Raw genomic sequence first — 19,324 nt, 5'->3', positions numbered from 1 at the left:
GTCGTGATCAGCAAGAACTGGCAGGATCTGTCCAAGCCTAACAAGCTCGAAGTCAAGGTCGGCGACGACCCGAAGCGTCAGGCCACCGTGATTGCGCGTCCGCTCGAGCGTGGCTTCGGCATGACGCTCGGCAACGCGCTGCGCCGCGTGCTGCTCTCCTCGCTCCAGGGCGCGGCCGTGACCGCCGTCCAGATCGACGGCGTGCTGCATGAGTTCTCGTCGATCCCGGGCGTCCGCGAGGACGTCACCGACATCGTCCTGAACATCAAGGCGGTCGCCATCAGGATGCAGGGCGAGGGTCCCAAGCGCATGACCCTGCGCAAGACCGGCCCGGGCACCGTCACTGCCGGTGACATCAACACCATCGGCGACGTCTCGATCCTCAACCCCGAGCTCGTGCTCTGCACGCTCGACGAGGGCTCCGAGATCCGCATGGAGTTCACGGTCAACACCGGCAAGGGCTATGTCCCCTCCGAGCAGAACCGCCCCGAGGACGCGCCGATCGGCCTCATCCCGGTCGACAGCCTCTACTCGCCGGTCAAGAAGGTCTCCTATCGCGTCGAGAACACCCGCGAGGGCCAGAACCTCGACCGCGACATGCTGACCATGCAGATCGAGACCAACGGCTCGGTCACCCCCGAGGACGCGCTGGCGCTCGCCGCCCGCATCCTGCAGGACCAGCTCGCCGTCTTCATCACCTTCGAAGAGCCGCGCAAGGAAGAGGCCGTCTCGACCGCGCCGCAGCTGCCGTTCAACCCGGCTCTGCTCAAGAAGGTCGACGAACTCGAGCTCTCCGTCCGCTCGGCGAACTGCCTGAAGAACGACAACATCGTCTATATTGGCGACCTGATCCAGAAGTCGGAAGGCGAGATGCTGCGCACCCCGAACTTCGGCCGCAAGTCGCTGAACGAGATCAAGGAAGTGCTCGCCACCATGGGCCTCCACCTCGGCATGGACGTGCAGGGCTGGCCGCCGGAGAACATCGAAGAGCTGGCGAAGCGCTTCGAAGAGCACTACTGAGATCCCGGCGCGGGAGATTTCCCGCGCCACTTCCCGCCCGGCGTATAAGCGCCGGAGCATAAAGGACGGCCGTACCGTGGCACGGCGGCCGTAAGCAACGAAGGAGCCAAACATGCGTCACGGATTTCGCGGTCGTCGTTTCAACCGCTCGGTCGAGCATCGCCAGGCGATGTTCGCCAACATGGCCCAGGCCCTGATCAAGCACGAGCAGATTACCACCACTTTGCCCAAGGCGAAGGATCTGCGTCCGGTCGTCGAGAAGCTGATCACGCTCGGCAAGCGCGGCGACCTGCACGCCCGCCGCCAGGCGATCGCCCAGATCAAGGACGTCGCTTTGGTCGGCAAGCTCTTCGCGGTCCTCGGCCCGCGCTACAAGGAGCGCAATGGCGGCTATCTGCGCATCATGAAGGCGGGCTTCCGCTTCGGCGACAACGCGCCGCTCGCCGTGATCGAGTTCGTCGATCGCGATGTCGAGGCCAAGGGCAAGGATTCTGGCCCGGTCTTCACGGCGGATGACGAGCAGGCAGCCTGAGCGCTTCCAGCTTCGAACGGATGAAACGAGGCGGCCCGGCGGGCCGCCTTTTTTCTTGCCGGTCTCGGGCGAGGTCGAACGGAGGTACCAGCGCCGCCAGCCATGTGAAATTCGAGTATTTCCAATGACGTGGACGAGCCTTGTGCGGTCGCTGCCCAGAGATTATGCGATTGCTCGTTTTGTGTTTATTCAATCGGACTTGCCTTGATGTCGGAAAACAGCCTTCTCGATCACGCCCTTGTTCGCCTCGACGAGGCTGCACGCCATCTGAACATCGACTCGGACGTCATCGAGAAGCTGAAATATGCGCGCGAGACCACCAAGGTGCGGCTGATGATCCGCATGGATGACGGCTCGCGGAAGTCCTTCCTGGCCTGGCGCTGCCGCTATGACGACACGCGCGGGCCGACCAAGGGCGGCATTCGCTTCCATCCGGCGTCGACGGCCGAGGAGGTCGAGACGCTCGCCTTCTGGATGACCTTCAAATGCGCGGTGATGAACCTGCCTTATGGCGGCGGCAAGGGAGCGGTGCAGGTCGATCCGCGCAAGCTCTCCAAAGCCGAGCTGGAGCGGCTTTCGCGCGCCTATATCCAGGCCTTCGCACGGATCATCGGGCCGGACCGGGATATCCCGGCGCCCGATGTCTACACCAACGCGATGATCATGGGCTGGATGGCCGACGAATACGCCCAGATCGTCGGCGAGACCGTGCCGGCCGTGATCACCGGCAAGCCGATCGCGCTCGGCGGCTCGCTCGGCCGCGGCGATGCGACGGCGCGCGGCGGCTACTACCTGGTGCGCGACCTTGCCGACGAACTCGGCCTCGGGGGCAACATGCGCGTCGCGGTGCAGGGCTTCGGCAATGCCGGCCAGTACATCGCCCAGCTGCTCGCGGCGGACGGGCACCGCATCGTAGCCGTCTCCGATTCGAGCGGCGCGGTGATAGCCGAGGACGGGCTCGATCTTGCGGCGCTGCTCGCCGCCAAGGCGCGCGGCAAGTCCGTGCTGGACACGGTCGGCCATGCCGGCCACCAGGCGCTCGATTCCGACGCGCTGGTTGGCGTCGATTGCGACCTCCTGGTGCCGGCGGCGCTCGAGAACATGATCCACGAGGGCAATGCCGGCAGCATCAAGGCGGGCGTCGTGCTCGAGCTGGCGAACGGCCCGGTCACGGCCGAGGCGGATGCGCTGCTGGAGGCCCGCAAGGTCGTCGTCCTGCCGGACATCCTCGCCAATGCCGGCGGCGTCACCGTGTCCTATTTCGAGTGGGTGCAGAACAAGCAGGGCTTCTACTGGCCGCTGGAGGAGATCCATGAGCGCCTGCGCACCATCATGGTACGCGAAGGACGGGCGATCTCGAACGTCGCCCGGGCCAAAGGCGTCTCGATGCGTACCGCTGCCTATGTCCACGCGCTGAGTCGTCTCGCCGAGGCGATCGAGGCGCACGGCACACAGAGCTTCTTCACGACCTGATAGGGGGCCTCGACGTCGCCGCGAAGTTTCGGCGAATCGATAGCCAGCATTTCGGAAGGGCGGTCTTTGGGCCGCCCTTTTTGTTCTGGCGGGCGTGCGAGGGCGATTGCTGCGGGAAATTGTTACACCCGCTCGCGCTTTTCGCTGCGTCAGGCCGATGTTAGCCTCATCGCGAACCGGGCAGGGCGGTTAGAGGCCGCCATAGCAACAAGCCCGGCAACGAGGGGAAAATCGCATGAAGCGCGCTGCTCTGGCCGTGCTGGCCGCCATCGCCGTCCTGCCAGCACAGGCCCAGGACAAATATCCGTCGAAGCCGATCAACATGCTGGTGCCGTTCGCGGCCGGCGGTTCGTCCGACGTGATCGCGCGTCTCGTCGGTGACGAGATGAGCCGGATCCTCGGCCAGCGCATCGTGATGGAGAACATGGGCGGGGCGGGCGGTGCGACCGCGCTGACGCGGGCGGCGAGGGCCGAGCCCGACGGCTACACCATCGTGATCGGCAATAGCGGCACCAACGCAGCCTCCTACACCATCTACAACGACCTGAAGTACACGCCGGCCGATTTCGTGCCGATCGGCCTCGTCGCCAAGACCTCGCCGATGATCGCGCTGAAGCTCGACTTCCCGGCCAAGGATCTCAAGGAGTTCCTCGACTACGCCAAGAAGAACCCGGGCAAGATCAGCCTCGGCCATGCCGGCGTCGGCTCGTCGAACTATCTGATCTGCCGCAATTTTCTCAAGGCGTCCGGGCTCGACGTGGCGCTGGTGAGCTATCGCGGTGCGGGGCCGGCGCTGAACGACCTGATGGGCGGACAGATCGACGGCGTCTGCGATGCCGCGACGTCGCTGTCGGGCGCCGTCCAGGGCAACAAGGTCAAGGCACTGGTCGTGGCGACGCCGCAGCGCCTGCCGAGCCTGCCGGAGGTGCCGACCTCGGCCGAGGCCGGGCTTCCGGCCTTCCAGGCACAGGGCTGGAACGCGATCTTTGCACCGAAGGGCACGCCGCAGCCGGTGATCGACAGGCTGAACGAGGCGCTGCGCACCGCCCTCGCCAGTGAGAGGCTGCATGGGCGCTTCAAAGAATTGTCCTCGGTGCTGCCTTCGAGCGAAGAGATGTCGCCGGAGTTCGTCGCCAAAATGGTCCCGGTCGAGATCGAGCGGTACAAGGTGCTGCTCAGCGACGGGAAGTGAGTTTCACGCACGAGCGTTGGCGAGCTCGCCGGCGAGATCGAGCAGTACATCCAGCGGCTGCTCGAAAATCTCCGCTTCCGGCGAGACGCCATAGAGCCCGAAGATGAACTGGGTTGTCTCACTGTGCTCGGCGAAAGCCATCGCCCAGCCGGTGAACTGCGGGTGAGCGATAGCATCCTGCGCCAGCAGGCGCAGGTCGCCATGGCGCGGATCGACCATGATCCGGCCATAGGTTTCCGCGATAGAGCCGGCCTCGCCTTCGAGGACCTGGGCGAAACCGCCCGGTGTCGCCATCAGGAAACCCGTTATATGTCTTTCGGCATTGCGCAGTCGCGCCGTCTCGAGAATACGCGCGAGCTCGACGCGTCGATCCGCCTCGACGAGTCGGCTACGGCTGGCATAAACAAGGCGCACAAGGCTCACGTCGACGGTCCTTTCTCGGGGCAGCGCGGGAGTTTCGCGGCCCGGAACGGAATCGCGTAGCGCGTGTTTCCGAGACTGTCCGGGGTGCTGCCGCGGTGAGATGGTTCAGAGGTTGAACGTCCAAGGCAGCTGGTTTGTTTCAAGAAGGAGATCGGCATGCGCCGTTCCATCGTGCCGAGTCACAGTCGTTTTGTCGCTCTGACCCTGGGCCTTGCGCTGTCCATGGGGGCGTCGACGCTGGCGCTGGCCCAGGCCCGGCAAGTGCCCGAGGCGCGCCAACAGATCACGCTCTCCTTCGCGCCGGTTGTGCAGAAGACGGCGCCGTCGGTCGTCAATGTTTATGGTGCGCGCGTCGAGCGGCGGCCGCAGAACCCGTTCATGGACGATCCGTTCTTTCGCCGTTTCTTCGGCGATGGCGGCTTCGGCCTGCCGCGCGAGCAGGTGCAGCGCTCGCTCGGCTCCGGCGTGATCGTCGATGCGGCCGGGCTAGTGGTCACCAACAACCACGTCATCGAGGGTATGACCGAGGTCAAGGTGGCGCTTGCCGACAAGCGTGAGTTCGAAGCGACGATCCTGCTGCGTGATCCGCGCACGGATCTCGCCGTGCTCAAGCTCAAGGGCGTCAAGGACCTCGCTGCGATCGAGATCGGCGATTCCGATGCGCTGCAGATCGGCGACCTCGTGCTGGCGATCGGCAACCCCTTCGGCGTCGGCCAGACGGTGACGCAAGGCATCATCTCGGCGCTGGCGCGCACACAGGTCGGCGTCGGCGACGCCCAGTCCTTCATCCAGACCGATGCTGCGATCAATCCCGGCAATTCCGGCGGCGCGCTGGTCGACATGCAGGGCCGGCTCACCGGCATCAACACCGCGATCTTCTCGAAGTCGGGCGGCAGCGTCGGCATCGGCTTCGCCATTCCCTCGGCCATGGTCCGCGTCGTCATCGAAAGCGCCAAGGCGGGGGCGACGACCGTGCGCCGGGCCTGGTTCGGAGCGCGGCTGCAAACGCTGACCCAGGACGTCGCCGATGGGCTCGGGCTCGACCGGCCGGCCGGTTCTGTCGTCGCGAGCGTGGTCGAGTCCGGGCCGGCGGCCGAAGGCGGCCTCAAGCGCTCGGATGTGATCCTCGCCGTCGACGGCGTCGGCGTCGACGACCCCGAGAGCTTCGGCTACCGCTTCGCCACGCGGCCGATCGGCAGCACGACGCAACTCACCGTGCTGCGCGGCGGCAAGCGCATCACCATCCCCATCAAGCTGACGCCGGCTCCGGAGACGCGTCCGCGCGAGCCGATCAAGGTCGCCGGCCGCTCGCCTTTCACGGGCCTGACCGTGCTGAACCTGTCGCCGGCGGTCGCGGAGGAATTGTCGATCGACCTGTCGACCGAAGGCGTGGTCGTCGGCGAGATCGAGGAAGGCAGCCCGGCGGCGCGCGTCGGCTTCCGCAAGGGCGACCTCATCCTTGCGATCAATGGCGAGCGCATCAACGCCTCGCGCGAGATCGAGCTGGCGACGCGCGAACGCAAGCGCTCCTGGGAGGTGACGATCTCGCGCGGCGGCCAGACCGTGACGTCCGTGTTCGGCGGGTGAGGTGAGCGACCTCTTCTCCGCTTCCGGCCTCGATAAATCCGGCCCGCGCCCGCTCGCGGACCGGGTGCGGCCGACGACGCTCGGCGAGGTCTCCGGCCAGGATCACCTGACCGGCGAGGACGGCGTGCTGACCCGGCTGATCGCCTCGGGCTCGCTCGGCAGCCTGATCTTCTGGGGCCCGCCCGGCACCGGCAAGACGACGGTAGCGCGCCTGCTCGCGGGACAGACCGATCTCGGCTTCGAACAGATCAGCGCGATCTTCTCGGGGGTCGCCGATCTGAAGAAGGCCTTCGATGCCGCCCGCGGCCGCCGGCTCGGCGGCAAGGGCACCTTGCTGTTCGTCGATGAGATCCATCGCTTCAACCGGGCCCAGCAGGATGCCTTCCTGCCAGTGATGGAGGACGGCACGATCACCCTGGTCGGCGCCACCACCGAGAACCCGTCCTTCGCGCTCAACGCGGCTTTGCTGTCGCGGGCCCGCGTCCTGACCTTCAAGGCACTCGACGAGGGCGCGCTGCTCTTCATGCTCGGCCGGGCCGAAGCGCTGGAGAACCGGCAATTGCCGCTGACGCCGGAGGCGCGCCTCGCGCTGGCGCGTTTCGCCGATGGCGACGGGCGGGCGGTGCTGACGCTGGCCGAGGAGACCTGGCGCGCCGCCAAGCCGGACGAGATATTCGACGAGGGGGGCCTCGGCGAGGTGATCCAGCGCCGCGCGCCGATCTACGACAAGGCGCAGGACGGCCACTACAATCTGATCTCGGCCCTGCACAAGACGATCCGCGGCTCCGATCCCGATGCTGCGCTCTACTACTTCGCCCGCATGCTCGACGCCGGCGAGGATCCGCGCTTCCTGGCGCGGCGGCTAGTCCGGATGGCGGTCGAGGATATCGGCCTTGCCGATCCGCAGGCGCTGGTTCATGCCCGCGCCGCGGCCGAGACCTATGAGCAGCTCGGCTCGCCCGAGGGCGAGCTCGCGCTGGCCAACACAGTGATCTATCTCGCGACCGCGCCGAAATCGAACGCGGCCTACACGGCCTACAAGGCGGCGGTGCGCGTCGCCAAAGAACACGGCTCGCTGACGCCGCCCAAGACAATCCTGAATGCGCCGACCAAGCTGATGAAAAGCGAAGGCTACGGCGCCGACTACGCCTATGACCACGATGCGCCCGACGCCTTCTCCGGCCAGAACTACTGGCCGGACGCGCTCGGCCGCCAGCGCTTCTACGACCCTCCCGAGCGCGGCTTCGAGCGTGAGATCAGGAAGCGGCTGGAGTACTGGGAGAAGCTCAGGCAGGAGCGGGGGGAGTAGGGGGTCGATCAGACTTGGCGTCATGCTCGGGCTTTGACCCGAGCCCCTCAGGCCGTGTCAGGCTCGGATCAACCCCTTCTCGTCATGAGATTCTCGGGTCTGCGCTTCGCTTCGCCCGAGAATGGCGAGGTGACGGGACCGACGCCTTCGGATCAAAAGCTCCGCTCGATGAAAACCTGCGTCGAGATCTGCCGTCCGGCCAGGCCAGCCGCGATCTCGCGGCCGGTCAGCGCGATCTTCGCCCAGGCGACCGAGCTCTCGATGCCGGCCTTGAAGCCCTCGACCGGGGTCCAGACCAGATTGGCGGCGAAGCGGTCGATCCTGATCTCGCCGCGGATCTGGTTGGCGAGGAGCGGCACGGCGAGCCAGTAGCGGCCGAGATAGGCGTTGCTGGCGAGCTCGTCGGTCCATTCGAAGCGGCTGGAGACGATCGTGGAGAAGCCGCGCGTGGCGTCGCTCGCCAGCAGCACGCGGTTGACGATGCGGGCATCCAGCACCGAGCCGAGATAGGGCGCGCCATCGATCGCGCCGGCGAGCTGGGCTGTCAGGCTCCAGCCATGCCCGAACGCCTCGCCTTCATAGGTCGCGCCGAGGATGCCGGCCCGGCCGAAGCGCGCCGGCGTGCCGGGAATCTCGCGCAAGGCGAGCGCGCCATGCACGGTCCAGCCGCCCTGCTCATAGACCAGCCGGCCGATCGCATCGGGCATCCGCCTTCCGGTCGCGACCGGCGCGGTCGAGGAGGTGTTGCCCAGCGCCGGGTCCTCGAGCGCCAGCGTCGCCGTCCAGCTCTCGGTCAGCGGCATTTCCAGCGCGATGATGCCGACGGTGCGTGACGGCACCCGGGCCGAGAAGATGAACTCGTCGCCGGTCCAGAAGGCGAAGCGCGAGGTATCGAGCCCGAAGGTCCAGGGGCCGACCAGGATCGTCGCCTCGTCGATCGACGGATCGCTGACGCCGTCGACCGGGCTGTAGAGGGTGAAGCCGAAGGCGGTGCCGATCCGCAAGCCCGAGGCGAGCTCATGCGAGGTCGCGATGCGGAAGGCGGCGCTGACCGGGAAGGAGGTCACGTTGGAGGGCGGCGGCGGACCATTGCGCGAGGCCCGGAAGGAATCGCGCTGGATGCCGGCGCTGACCGTGCCGGAGATGGAGAGGCAGGTGGCCGAGCCGGGCAGGATGAGGCCGCGCTCTGGCGGGTCCTCATCGTCGTCGTCATCATCGTCTTCGCTGTCGTCGTCACTGTCGTCTGCATCGTCCCCGCTCGTGGCGGCCGGCTCGCTGGCGAAGAGCGGCGGGGTCTCGGGCAGCGCGATGGTGCAGGCGCGGGCGAAGCTCGGGGCCTGCACCGGGCGGGACGGCAAGCGCGCCGGCGCGGCAAGGGCGGTCTGCGAGAGCAGCGCGAGGCAAAGGCCGACAGGCAAGGCCGCGCGCCAGAGCGCCGCGCCGATATCCTCGCCTCCCGGTTCAGAACCGCATGCCATCGGCGCGATGATCACCCCCTATGTCCCGGCGTTTCTGCCGGTCGCGGAGGTGACAAGTCAATCGCGCCGACGGCTACCGGGCTCAGGCCGCAGTGGCGTGGGATGAGAGCGACCCGGAGGGCGAAGCTTCGCCGCGAATCGTCAAGGCGACGAGCGAGAGCCAGCCGAAGAGCACGACGCCGGCGCCGCCGACGATCACGCCCGCCCAGGACGGGGTGGCCATGCCCGCCGCGACGAGTGCAGGAGCGAGCAGGGCCGTGGCGATGCTGTAGAGAGCCCAGCCACGCTTGCCGACGGTGCCGAACCGGCGGGCGAAGACGAAGCAGGCCACGATCAGTGACAGGAATGAGACGAGGAACGCGGCCATGTGCAACGCGCCGATGACGCTCATCTGGGGCTCCTGGCCGGAGACGGGGAGGGGATCGGGCCCGAACAGCCCGGCCCCGATCATGCCGAGACTGTAGAGGCCGACGAGGATCGGGCCAGTCGACCCGCCGCGCTGGCCGCGCAGGACATGGCGCAAACCGAGCGCGCCGGCGAGGGCCAGGGCGCCGGTCGCCAGGAAGTTGGCGACCTGGATCCAGCCGAGCTCACCGACCGCGAGGAAGCTGATCGGCTGGGTGCGGATGTCATAGCCCGGCCTCAACGCCAGCTGCAGCGCGGCGAGGGCGTAGAAGACAGGCGTGCTCGCCACGCCGCAGGCGAGGAGGGCACGATCGCGGGGGGATGCGGTTTTCATCTGGCTGTCCGGGAGCGGAAGGGGTAGAGTGAAACTGAACGGTTTAGTACAACTAAACTGTGTAGTTTTATTTCTGATGTCAAGCCCCGGGGAGAGTCGCCATGTCGCAAGCCACGCTCGATCGATCCGAGCGCAAGCGCGGCGCCGTCATCGAGGCGGCGACGAGCCTGTTCCTGGGGAAGGGCTATGACGGCACCACCATGGACGAGGTCGCGGCCCTGGCCGGTGTGTCGAAGCCGACGCTCTACCGCTATTTCGCCGACAAGGAGCGGCTCTATGCCGAGATCGTCGCGGCAACCACGGACAATATCGACGGGTTGCTGCAGCTGGTGGCCGAGGAGCTTGCCGCCTCCGACGATCCGAGGGAGGGGCTCGGCCGGCTGGCCAGCAAGTTCCTGACCGCGCTGATGCAGCCGGACCTGCTGCGCCTGCGGCGACTGGTGATCGCCAATGCCGAGCGCTTCCCCGAGGTCGGGCAGGGCTGGTTCTCGCGCGGCTTCGAACGGGTGCTGGAGACGCTCTCCGCCGCCTTCCTGCGCTATGCCGCAAAGGGGCGCCTGCGAATGGACGATCCGCTGATGGCGGCCAATCATTTCGCCGGGCTGGTGCTGTGGATCCCGCTGAACCGCGCGATGTTCAGCGGCAGTTGCGACAGCGACCCGGCCGAGCTCGCCCGCTATGCGCAAGCCGGGGTCGACGCCTTTCTGCGGGGCTACGGCACGGAAACGATGAACTGAGGCGGCGGATTTCGTTTGTGCGCGACCGCCCGGCGCTCTATGCCTCAGCGATGCTTTCCACCGCTCTCGTCTTCCTCGGCGCCGGCATCGGCGGCGTGCTCCGGCACGGCGTCAACGTCGTCTCGCTGAAATGGCTCGGCGCCTCGTTCCCCTACGGGACGATGGCGATCAACATTCTCGGCTCCGGCGCGATGGGGCTCGTCGCCGGCTTCCTCACCTTCAAGGCCGGCGAAGGCTGGACGCAGAACGCGCGGCTCTTCCTCGCCACCGGCATTTTGGGCGGCTTCACCACCTTCTCGGCCTTCTCGCTCGACGCGGTGCTGCTCTGGGAGCGCGGCGAGGCGCTGCTGGCGGCGTTCTATGTGCTGGGCTCGGTCGCGCTATCGCTCGCGGCGCTGGTCGCTGGGCTCGCTCTGGTCAGGGGGCTGTCATGAGAACCGGCGGCAAGGGAACGGGAACTGGCGGCCCTGCGCGAGGCAACGGCCCCAAGCGCGGCGGCAGGCCACCCGCCTCCGGCGCGCCGAAAGGCAAGCGCCCGAGCCATGATGCGCGCCGCTCGGCCCGTGCCAAGCCGCGCCCGACGGAGGACGAGGTCGTGCGCACCGAGCCGACGCGCAATCCGAAGCCGCATCATCCGGCGCCGAGGGCGGCCGGTCCGCGCAAGCCCGCGATACGCAAGCCGCCGATCACGGATGCGCCGACACGTGCCGAGGTCAAGGCTGTCACCGCCGAAGTGCTCTCGACCGGCGTGCAGCAGCTCGTGGTGACGCCGGACGAGAACGAGATGCGGATCGACCGCTTCCTCGAGGCGCGCTTCCCGCAGCTCTCGTTCAGCCATATCCAGCGCATCGTCCGGAAGGGCGAATTGCGCGTCAACGGCAAGCGCGCCGACAGCAAGGACCGGCTCGAGGCCGGCCAGACCGTGCGCATCCCGCCGCTGAAGCTGGAGCAGGCGGCGGAGCGGCCGCGCTCGGCCAAGGCCGATGGCGACACGATCGGTTTCCTGCGCTCGATCACGCTCTATGAGGACGACGACGTCATCGTCCTCAACAAGCCGGCGGGCCTGGCTGTCCAGGGCGGCTCCGGCACGACGAGACATGTCGATGGCATGCTCGATGCCCTCACCGGCAAGGACGGGCAGAAGCCGCGCCTCGTCCATCGGCTCGACAAGGATACGGCCGGCTGCCTCGTCATCGCCAAGTCGCGCTTTGCCGCTGCGACGCTCGCCAAGACCTTCCGCTCGCGCTCGGCGCGAAAAGTCTACTGGGCGCTGGTCGCCGGCGTGCCGCGCGTGCGCCAGGGCCGGATCTCGACCTATCTCGCCCGCGAGGAAGCCTATGACGGCGACCAGCGCATGGCCGTCGCCAGCCATGGCGATGAGGGCGCCATGCACGCGGTGACCTATTACGCCGTGGTCGAGACCGCGGCGCAGAAGCTGGCCTGGCTCTCGCTCAAGCCGGTGACCGGGCGCACCCACCAGTTGCGCGCGCACGCCGCCCATATCGGCCACCCGATCGTCGGCGACCCGAAATACTTCAACATCCAGAACTGGGAACTGCCCGGCGGCATCCAGAACAAGCTGCATCTGCTGGCGCGGCGCATCGTGCTGCCGCATCCGCGCGGCAAGGGCACGATCGACGTCAGCGCGCCGCTGCCGCCGCATATGCGCCAGAGCTGGAACCTGCTCGGCTTCGAGGACGCGCCCTACGATCCGATCGTCGACGCGCCGGACGAGTAGGGTCGCACGAGAAAGTTGCGTGACCTGACGTAAGAACGCTTGCGGAACAAAGCGTGTTCTGTTCTAAGTTTGTTCCTGTGACTATCCATCACGGGAGGCTTTCCATGTTGCGCACCGCCTTGCTTGCCGCCGGCCTCGTTCTTTCCTTTTCCTCGACGGTTTTTGCCCAGGCGCAGCCGGCCCCGGCTGCCCCGAAACCGGCCGCGGCAGCGGCCGACGAGCCGGTGCCGCGTGCTGCTCGTGCCGAGGCGCGCCGCGACTGCTATGCCGAGAATATCGCACTCTCGGGCGACGACCTGCGCCGCGCCATGCGCGACTGCCTGCAGGAGCGCTTTCCGGGCGTAAAACTCTATGCCAGCGACGGGCTGACCCGCGACGGCAAGCCCACTGCCGTGACGGCACGGGCCGCCTGCAAGCAGGAGGCCGATGCCAGCGGACTCAAAGGAGCCGAGCGGACGGCGTCGCTGGTCGCCTGCTTCAACGGCAAGCGGCCGGACCTCGCCCAGCGCGCCGAATGCCGCAAGGAAGCGCGTGGCAAGGGGCTCGACGGAGAGGCTTTGAAGGCGGCGATCGCCGAGTGCGGTCGCAACCCGCAAGGGTGAGGCCGTGACGGCATGAGGGCCTTGCGCCGGCGGAGATGGCGAGCTGTCGCCATCTCCTGTAGAGCGCCCGGCATGGACCTCATCATCTTCGATCTCGACGGCACGCTGATCAATTCCGAGGCGATCATCCTCGGTGCCCAGTACGAGACCTTCGCGCGCTGCGGCCGTGTCCACCCGGGCCGGGAGGCCGGTCTCGGCGTGATCGGGCTGACCCTCGACATTGCGCTGATGCGGGTCGCCGGGCTCACCGAGCCGGACGACGTGCTGACGCAGACCTACAGGGATGTCTTCAACGGCATGCGGCAGAGGGCGGAGAGCGATCCAGCCCTGGCCGAGCCGCTCTTTCCCGGCGTCGTCGAGCTGCTGGCCGGGCTGTCGCAGCGGCCGGCCACAGTGCTCGGCATCGCCACCGGCAAGTCGCGGCGCGGCGCCGATTACATCGTCGAGCGCCATGGATGGGCGCCGATGTTCACGACGATCCAGACCGCCGACGATGCGATCTCGAAGCCGCATCCGGAGATGATCCTGCGGGCGATGGCCGAGGCCGGCGTCAGCCCCGAGCGGACGCTGATGGTCGGCGACAGCACATTCGACATGGAGATGGCGGTTGCAGCCGGCGTCACCCCGGTCGCGGTCTCCTGGGGCTTCCAGCCGGTCGCGGCGCTGCGGGCGGCGGGCGCGCGACATGTGATCGAACGCTGCGACGAGCTGACCGGCATCGTCGACAAGCTGGCGATGGCAGAGCCAGCCTGAGGGGCGGACGGGGCCGTCCAGGAGACTGCTCAGGACGCCTTGAACTCTCCGAGTTCATGCAGCAGCGCCGCGCCGGTGCGGAGCCCGCTGTAGAAGCAGTCGAGCGTCAGGTTCTCGTTCGGCGCGTGGTTCGCCTCGTCGGGATTCGCATAGGGCGTGACGAAGGCGGGAATGCCGAGGATCTTGGTGAAGACATAGCCGGGCAGGCTGCCGAAACCCGCCGGGATCAGGAGCGGTTCCTCGCCCTGACCAGCGACGAAGGCCCGGCGTAGCAGGGCGGTGAAGGGAGAGGCGATCGGCGTTTTCGAAGGCTGCATGCCCATATCGGCCGCGACGAACTCGACCTCCGGCGCGTGCTCAGCCACATGCGCCGCGACCTTGCGCAGGATGTCCTGCGGATCCTGCGCCTCGACCAGGCGGATATCGCATTTGACCAGGGCTTCGTTGGGCAGGACCGTCTTGGTGCCGGGACCGCCATAGCCGCCGTGGAAGCCGTTGATGGTCAGCGTCGGGCGGAAGCAGAGGCGCTCATAGAAGGGCCGGTCGGCCGGCGCATCGAGCCGCGTCAGGCCGAGACTGTGCTTCACCGCCTCGATGTCGAGCGGCAGGGCCTCGATCGCGGCGCGCTCCTCGGGCGTCGGCGCTTCGATATCGTCATGGAGGCCGGCAATGGTGATCTCGCCGGCGGCGTTCTTCATGGTCCCGAGCAGATGCACCAGGGTCCAGATCGGGTTCGGCACGACGCCACCGAAATTGCCGGAATGAACGTCGCGGACGGCATGGCGGCAGCGCAACTCGAAGGAGACCACGCCGCGCGAACCGAACTTGATCGCGGCCGCTCCGCTGACATGACGCGGCCCGTCGGCGGTGACGGCGAGGTCCGCCTTGAGCATCGCCTTGTTGGCGCGCACGAAGCCGGCGATGTTCGGGCTGCCGATCTCCTCCTCGCCCTCCAGCAGCAGGATGACGTTGCAAGGCAGCGTGCCATGCACCTTGAGATGGGATTCGATCGCGAGGATCTGGGCGAAGTGCTGGCCCTTGTTGTCGCCGACGCCGCGCGCATAGATCCGGCCGTCACGGATCGTCGGCTCGAAGGGCGGTGAGGTCCATTTGTCGAGCGGGTCGGGCGGCTGCACATCGTAATGGCCGTAGAGCAGCACGGTGGGCCTGCCCGGCGCCTTCTGCCAGCGCGCGACGACCATGGGATGCCCCTGCGTCGGTACCAGGGAGGTCTCCAGCCCGATCTCGGTCAACATCTCGACCAGGAGCGCACCGACTTCGGCGATGCCGATGTTCTCGGCGCTGATGCTGGGGTGGCGCAGATAGGCGATCAGGCGATCGAGGAAGGCGCTTCGGTTGGCCTCGATATGGTCGAAAACCGCAGCGAGCGTGTCGGGAGAAGCCATGGTCGCGCTACCTGCCTGAGGTGAGGATCGGGGTCAGGGCAGAATCGTTACGATGCCGCGCGGCTGCCTCCAATGCTCCTGGCGCAGCCCGGCGGCGCGCCTGAGGGTGCAGAGGAAACGGCGGCGCCAGTAACATCCTCGCAACCACGTCCGATCAGGACCGTTTAACCTGAACGCGCGTTCAGATTTGCGTGTTAACCACCTGATGACTGGCCCGGTCGCATCGTCTTCATACGACAGGGACAAACCGACACAAAACAACGTCGGACAGGGGTTGAACAATGATCGGCCATGAACTTCGTGAATTCGTCGATCGCGTGATGGACAGGCACGTGATCGACGATGAAGACGTCCGAGTTCTTCAGCGCGAAATCTTGCACGAGGTCGTGCTGACTCGCGATATCATCGACGTGCTGGTGGCGCTCGACCGTGCCGTCGCCGACAAGTCGCCGCTCTTCGCCGATGTGCTGCTGGCGTTCTGCGTCGACTTCTCGGTCTGGGAAAGCCGCCCGACCGGCAAGATCGACCGCGACAAGGCGCACTGGCTGGTGACGACGCTTTCGGCCGGGCAGGGCCCGACGCCGCTGGCGCAGAAGATCGCCTTCGAGGTCGTGCGCGAAGCCGAGACCTGCGACGAAGCGCTGGTCAGCTTCGCCCTGCGCAAGGCCGATGCCCGGATCTCCGCCGCGCCGACCGCCCAGCGCGTGCTGCTGGCGAGCTGAGGCCTCCTGATCGAACGGAGCGCGCGCGCCCGGCCGCCGCCGGGTGTTTGCGCACGTTACAAAACTTTCGCATCAGTGGACGGATGCGCTTGCCTCCCGTAAATCCCGCACTGCACAGTGAAGGCACCGGGTCTGGGGGAAGCCACGCATGTTCTCGAAGATTCTGATCGCGAACCGTGGCGAGATCGCCTGCCGCGTCATCAAGACGGCAAAGCGCATGGGCATCAAGACGGTGGCGGTCTATTCCGATGCCGATCGTGACGCGCTGCATGTCGAGATGGCCGACGAGGCCGTCCATATCGGCGCAGCCCCGGCCGCCGAATCCTATCTCCAGATCGACAAGATCATCGCGGCCTGCAAGCAGACGGGCGCTGAGGCCGTGCACCCGGGCTACGGCTTCCTGTCCGAGCGCGAGGCGTTTGCCAAGGCGCTGAAGGAAAACGGCATCGTCTTCATCGGCCCCAATCCCGGCGCGATCGCCGCGATGGGCGACAAGATCGAATCGAAGAAGGCGGCGGCCGCCGCCAAGGTCTCGACCGTTCCGGGCCATCTCGGCGTGATCGAGACCCCCGAACACGCCGTGACCATCGCCGACGAGATCGGCTATCCCGTGATGATCAAGGCCTCGGCCGGTGGCGGCGGCAAGGGCATGCGCATTGCCCATTCCGCCAGCGAGGTGGCGGAAAGCTTTGCCCGCTCCAAATCGGAAGCGGCGTCCTCCTTCGGTGACGACCGTGTCTTCGTCGAGAAGTTCATCGTCGACCCCCGCCATATCGAGATCCAGGTGCTGGGCGACAAGCACGGCAACGTCATCTATCTCGGCGAGCGCGAATGCTCGATCCAGCGCCGCAACCAGAAGGTGCTGGAGGAGGCGCCGTCGCCGCTGCTCGACGAGGCGACGCGGCGCAAGATGGGCGAGCAGGCGGTCGCGCTCGCCAAGGCCGTGAACTACGACTCGGCCGGCACGGTCGAGTTCGTCGCGGGCCAGGACAAGTCCTTCTACTTCCTCGAGATGAACACCCGCCTGCAGGTCGAGCATCCGGTGACCGAGATGATCACCGGCATCGACCTGGTCGAGCAGATGATCCGCGTCGCCTATGGCGAGAAGCTCGCGATCTCGCAGTCCGATGTGAAGCTGAACGGCTGGGCGGTGGAGTCGCGCGTCTATGCCGAGGATCCGACCCGCAACTTCCTGCCCTCGACCGGCCGTCTCGTCACCTATCGTCCGCCGAGCGAAGGCCCGGATGGCGATGCCACCGTGCGCAACGACACCGGTGTGTTCGAAGGCGGCGAGATTTCGATCTATTACGACCCGATGATCGCCAAGCTGGTGACGCATGCCCCGACGCGCGAGGCTGCGATCAAGGCGCAGGCGCGCGCGCTCGATGCCTTCGCCATCGACGGCATCCGGCACAACATCCCCTTTGTCGCGGCGGTGATGCAGCATCCGCGCTGGATCTCGGGCAATATTTCGACCGGCTTCATCGCCGAGGAGTTCCCTGAGGGCTTCTCGCTGCCGCAGCCGGAAGGCGAGATCGCGCTGCGCATGGCGGCGATCGCGATCGGCTGCGACCATCGGCTCAACGCCCGCAAGCGAAACGTCTCGGCGCAGATGGAGGGCTGGCGCAAGGTCGAGTTCGAGCGCACCCGCATCGTCTCGCTCGGCGGCGAGCGCTTCGAGGGTGAAGTCACGGAGCAGGGCGGGGCGGTGACGATCGCCTTCGCCGAGCGCAGCCTGACGGTCGCCAGCGACTGGCGGCCGGGCGAACCGGTCTGGCGCGGCACGCTCGACGGCGTCGCGATCGCGGCGCAGGTCCGGCCGATCCTGAACGGCGTCGCGCTCGGCCATGCCGGCGCCTATGCCAATGCCCATGTCTATACGCCGCGCGAGGCGGAACTGGCGGCGCTGATGCCGGAGAAAGTTGCCGCCGATACCGGAAAATTCCTGCTCTGCCCGATGCCCGGCCTCGTCAAGGCGCTGCTCGTCTCTGTCGGCCAGGAGGTCAAGGCGGGCGAGCCGCTCGCCATGGTCGAAGCGATGAAGATGGAGAATGTGCTGCGCGCCGAGAAGGACGTCACCATCGCCAAGATCCTGGCGAAGGAGGGCGATTCGCTCGCCGTCGACGCCGTCATCATGGAGTTCGCCTGACGGTTTCGTCATTGCCAGCGCAGCGAAGCAATCCAGGCGGGCTCGCTCTACCTTTCCCTCGATTGCTTCGTCGGCTGACGCCTCCTCGCAATGACGGGTGTGCCCGCGCCGCGGGCGCTTGCCTTCGCTCGCCCGCCGGCTGATTGTCGCCGCCCTATCACGGGAAGGTGCTGCGAATGCTCACGATCTGGGGACGGATCAGCTCGATCAATGTGCAGAAGGCGGTCTGGGCCGCCGGCGAGGTCGGCCAGCCCTTCGAGCGCATCGATATCGGCGGCAAATTCGGCGGCAATCGCGAGCCGGCCTATCTCGCCAAGAACCCGAACGGATTGGTCCCGACGCTGGAGGACGGCGAGGTCTGCATCTGGGAATCGAACAGCATCGTGCGCTATCTCGCCGCCCGCTATGGCTCGGGCTGGATCTGGGAGGAGGAGCCGGCCAGGCGGGCGGAGGCCGATCGCTGGATGGACTGGATGAATACCCAGCTGCAGCCGGCGCTGACGCCGGCCTTCTGGGGGCTGGTCCGGAAGGACCCGGCGCGACAGGATCCTGCCGCGATCGAGGAGTCGATTGCCAAGACCGAAGCCAAGCTCGATGTCCTGGAGGCGCATCTGACCGGGCGCAGCTACCTCGCCAATGAGCGCTTCGGCATGGCCGACATCACGGTGGCGCCCGGCGCGCATCGCTGGCTCCACATGCCGGTGCCGCAGAAGGACTGGCCCAATATCCGCCGCTGGTATCAGCAGGTCGCGGCACGGCCGGCGGCCGGGCCGGCGCTGCCGTTGCCGATCGCGTGAGGGCGGCAGAGCGCGCTTGACCCGGCCGATTTGGCCGTCATGATCGCCGCCATGCGCGGTTTTCTCGTCATTCCTGTCCTGATGGCGCAGCTCGGCTGCACGGTGGCGTTCGCGCAGGTGCCGACCAATCCGGTGCAGTCCGCCGACCGCATGCAGGTGGCGAATTGCGTTCGGCAGGGCCAGGCCGCGAGCCCGGCCTGCATCGGCCTCGTCGCGGTGCCCTGCGTCAGCGCTGCTTCGGCGAGCGACCGGCCGCAGGCCGAGATCACCTGCGCAAGGCGCGAGGAGGCGGTCTGGCGCGAGCGGCTGACGCTGGCGGGAGCGGCGCTGGGGCGGATCCTCGATGCCGGTGCGCGCAGCCAGTTCGCCGCGCTGCAGGTCGCCTGGCAGAGCTACGCCGTGCAGAAATGCGCCTTCTACGGCGCCGCCCAGCCACCGGCACGTTCGGCTGGGCTGCAGGCCGGCTGTGAGTTGCGCGAGGTCGCCGAGCGCGCGCTCGAAGTCGAGCGCTTCGCGGCGCGGCAGACGCGCCGCCCGCCAGCACAGCCTCCGCAGATCATCAGGTAATTTCGCGTCATGGTCGGCCTTGAGCCGACCATCTCAGGCCGGATGAGGCTCCAGCCGACGCCTTCTCGTCACGAGATTCTCGGGTCTGCGCTGCGCTCCG

Annotated in this window: 19 protein-coding genes; 15 read left to right on the top strand and 4 right to left on the bottom strand. The window is 67.3% G+C overall.

Annotated features, from left to right (window positions below; genetic code table 11):
- Positions 1-3: 3 nt before the first annotated feature.
- From ASE66_RS28935 to ASE66_RS28920, 4 genes are all read left to right on the top strand, one after another.
- Positions 4-1,020, top strand: coding sequence for a DNA-directed RNA polymerase subunit alpha (locus tag ASE66_RS28935; RefSeq protein ID WP_057193223.1), 1,017 nt, complete (start codon positions 4-6; stop codon positions 1,018-1,020).
- 112 nt (positions 1,021-1,132) lie between these two features.
- Positions 1,133-1,552 carry a 50S ribosomal protein L17 gene (gene rplQ / locus ASE66_RS28930; protein WP_057193221.1) on the top strand — a complete coding sequence of 140 codons (420 nt, stop codon included), beginning with the start codon at positions 1,133-1,135 and terminating at the stop codon, positions 1,550-1,552.
- Positions 1,553-1,759: 207 nt separating this feature from the next.
- The gene (locus ASE66_RS28925) at positions 1,760-3,025 is read left to right on the top strand and encodes a Glu/Leu/Phe/Val family dehydrogenase (RefSeq protein WP_057193219.1); all 1,266 of its coding nucleotides are present in this window, start codon (positions 1,760-1,762) and stop codon (positions 3,023-3,025) included.
- Between the two features lie 235 nt (positions 3,026-3,260).
- Positions 3,261-4,217, top strand: a complete 957-nt coding sequence (locus ASE66_RS28920; protein ID WP_057193217.1) for a tripartite tricarboxylate transporter substrate-binding protein — start codon at positions 3,261-3,263, stop codon at positions 4,215-4,217.
- A gap of 3 nt (positions 4,218-4,220) precedes the next feature.
- Here ASE66_RS28920 and ASE66_RS31670 read toward each other — a convergent pair whose 3' ends face one another.
- A complete protein-coding gene (locus ASE66_RS31670; RefSeq protein ID WP_162262544.1) occupies positions 4,221-4,640 on the bottom strand; it encodes a BLUF domain-containing protein in 420 nt (139 codons plus the stop codon).
- 156 nt (positions 4,641-4,796) lie between these two features.
- Between ASE66_RS31670 and ASE66_RS28910 the strand changes: the two genes are divergently transcribed.
- Positions 4,797-6,227, top strand: a complete 1,431-nt coding sequence (locus ASE66_RS28910; protein WP_057193213.1) for a DegQ family serine endoprotease — start codon at positions 4,797-4,799, stop codon at positions 6,225-6,227.
- A 1-nt stretch (position 6,228) separates the two neighbouring features.
- Complete coding sequence (locus tag ASE66_RS28905; RefSeq protein ID WP_057193211.1) at positions 6,229-7,536, top strand: replication-associated recombination protein A; 1,308 nt, start codon at positions 6,229-6,231, stop codon at positions 7,534-7,536.
- A gap of 152 nt (positions 7,537-7,688) precedes the next feature.
- On the opposite strand, the gene ASE66_RS28900 is transcribed toward ASE66_RS28905, so the two are convergent.
- Both ASE66_RS28900 and ASE66_RS28895 read right to left on the bottom strand, forming a co-directional pair.
- Positions 7,689-9,029 (bottom strand): hypothetical protein, encoded by a 1,341-nt coding sequence (locus ASE66_RS28900; protein WP_057193209.1) that lies wholly within the window; start codon positions 9,027-9,029, stop codon positions 7,689-7,691.
- Between the two features lie 67 nt (positions 9,030-9,096).
- Positions 9,097-9,753 carry a DUF998 domain-containing protein gene (locus tag ASE66_RS28895; RefSeq protein ID WP_057193207.1) on the bottom strand — a complete coding sequence of 219 codons (657 nt, stop codon included), beginning with the start codon at positions 9,751-9,753 and terminating at the stop codon, positions 9,097-9,099.
- A gap of 101 nt (positions 9,754-9,854) precedes the next feature.
- Between ASE66_RS28895 and ASE66_RS28890 the strand changes: the two genes are divergently transcribed.
- From ASE66_RS28890 to ASE66_RS28870, 5 genes are all read left to right on the top strand, one after another.
- On the top strand, positions 9,855-10,490 hold the full coding sequence (locus ASE66_RS28890) for a TetR/AcrR family transcriptional regulator (protein WP_057193205.1): 636 nt from the start codon (positions 9,855-9,857) through the stop codon (positions 10,488-10,490).
- Positions 10,491-10,540: 50 nt separating this feature from the next.
- Positions 10,541-10,924 (top strand): fluoride efflux transporter CrcB, encoded by a 384-nt coding sequence (gene crcB, locus ASE66_RS33505; RefSeq protein ID WP_057193493.1) that lies wholly within the window; start codon positions 10,541-10,543, stop codon positions 10,922-10,924.
- A complete protein-coding gene (locus ASE66_RS28880; RefSeq protein WP_244495089.1) occupies positions 10,921-12,228 on the top strand; it encodes an RluA family pseudouridine synthase in 1,308 nt (435 codons plus the stop codon). Before crcB ends, ASE66_RS28880 begins: the two co-directional genes overlap by 4 nt.
- Before the next feature lie 104 nt (positions 12,229-12,332).
- Positions 12,333-12,830, top strand: coding sequence for a hypothetical protein (locus ASE66_RS28875; RefSeq protein WP_057193203.1), 498 nt, complete (start codon positions 12,333-12,335; stop codon positions 12,828-12,830).
- Positions 12,831-12,902: 72 nt separating this feature from the next.
- Positions 12,903-13,583: an HAD-IA family hydrolase gene (locus ASE66_RS28870; protein WP_057193201.1), complete on the top strand. Its 681-nt coding sequence runs from the start codon at positions 12,903-12,905 to the stop codon at positions 13,581-13,583.
- A gap of 29 nt (positions 13,584-13,612) precedes the next feature.
- On the opposite strand, the gene ASE66_RS28865 is transcribed toward ASE66_RS28870, so the two are convergent.
- Complete coding sequence (locus tag ASE66_RS28865; RefSeq protein WP_057193198.1) at positions 13,613-14,989, bottom strand: M20/M25/M40 family metallo-hydrolase; 1,377 nt, start codon at positions 14,987-14,989, stop codon at positions 13,613-13,615.
- A gap of 332 nt (positions 14,990-15,321) precedes the next feature.
- On the opposite strand from ASE66_RS28865, the gene ASE66_RS28860 reads away from it, so the two are divergent.
- From ASE66_RS28860 to ASE66_RS28845, 4 genes are all read left to right on the top strand, one after another.
- Entirely contained in the window at positions 15,322-15,711 is a 390-nt protein-coding gene (locus ASE66_RS28860; RefSeq protein ID WP_156412366.1) for a hypothetical protein, read from the top strand.
- A gap of 148 nt (positions 15,712-15,859) precedes the next feature.
- Positions 15,860-17,860: an acetyl/propionyl/methylcrotonyl-CoA carboxylase subunit alpha gene (locus tag ASE66_RS28855; protein WP_057193195.1), complete on the top strand. Its 2,001-nt coding sequence runs from the start codon at positions 15,860-15,862 to the stop codon at positions 17,858-17,860.
- 176 nt (positions 17,861-18,036) lie between these two features.
- Complete coding sequence (locus ASE66_RS28850) at positions 18,037-18,657, top strand: glutathione S-transferase family protein (protein WP_057193194.1); 621 nt, start codon at positions 18,037-18,039, stop codon at positions 18,655-18,657.
- Positions 18,658-18,708: 51 nt separating this feature from the next.
- Positions 18,709-19,224, top strand: coding sequence for a lysozyme inhibitor LprI family protein (locus ASE66_RS28845; protein ID WP_162262543.1), 516 nt, complete (start codon positions 18,709-18,711; stop codon positions 19,222-19,224).
- Positions 19,225-19,324: the final 100 nt, after the last annotated feature.

Source organism: Allobosea sp. Root483D1 (assembly GCF_001429505.1).
Lineage (GTDB): Bacteria > Pseudomonadota > Alphaproteobacteria > Rhizobiales > Beijerinckiaceae > Allobosea.
The sequence above is the reverse complement of the archived record's forward strand: the minus strand, read 5'-3'. Positions and strand labels throughout refer to the sequence as shown.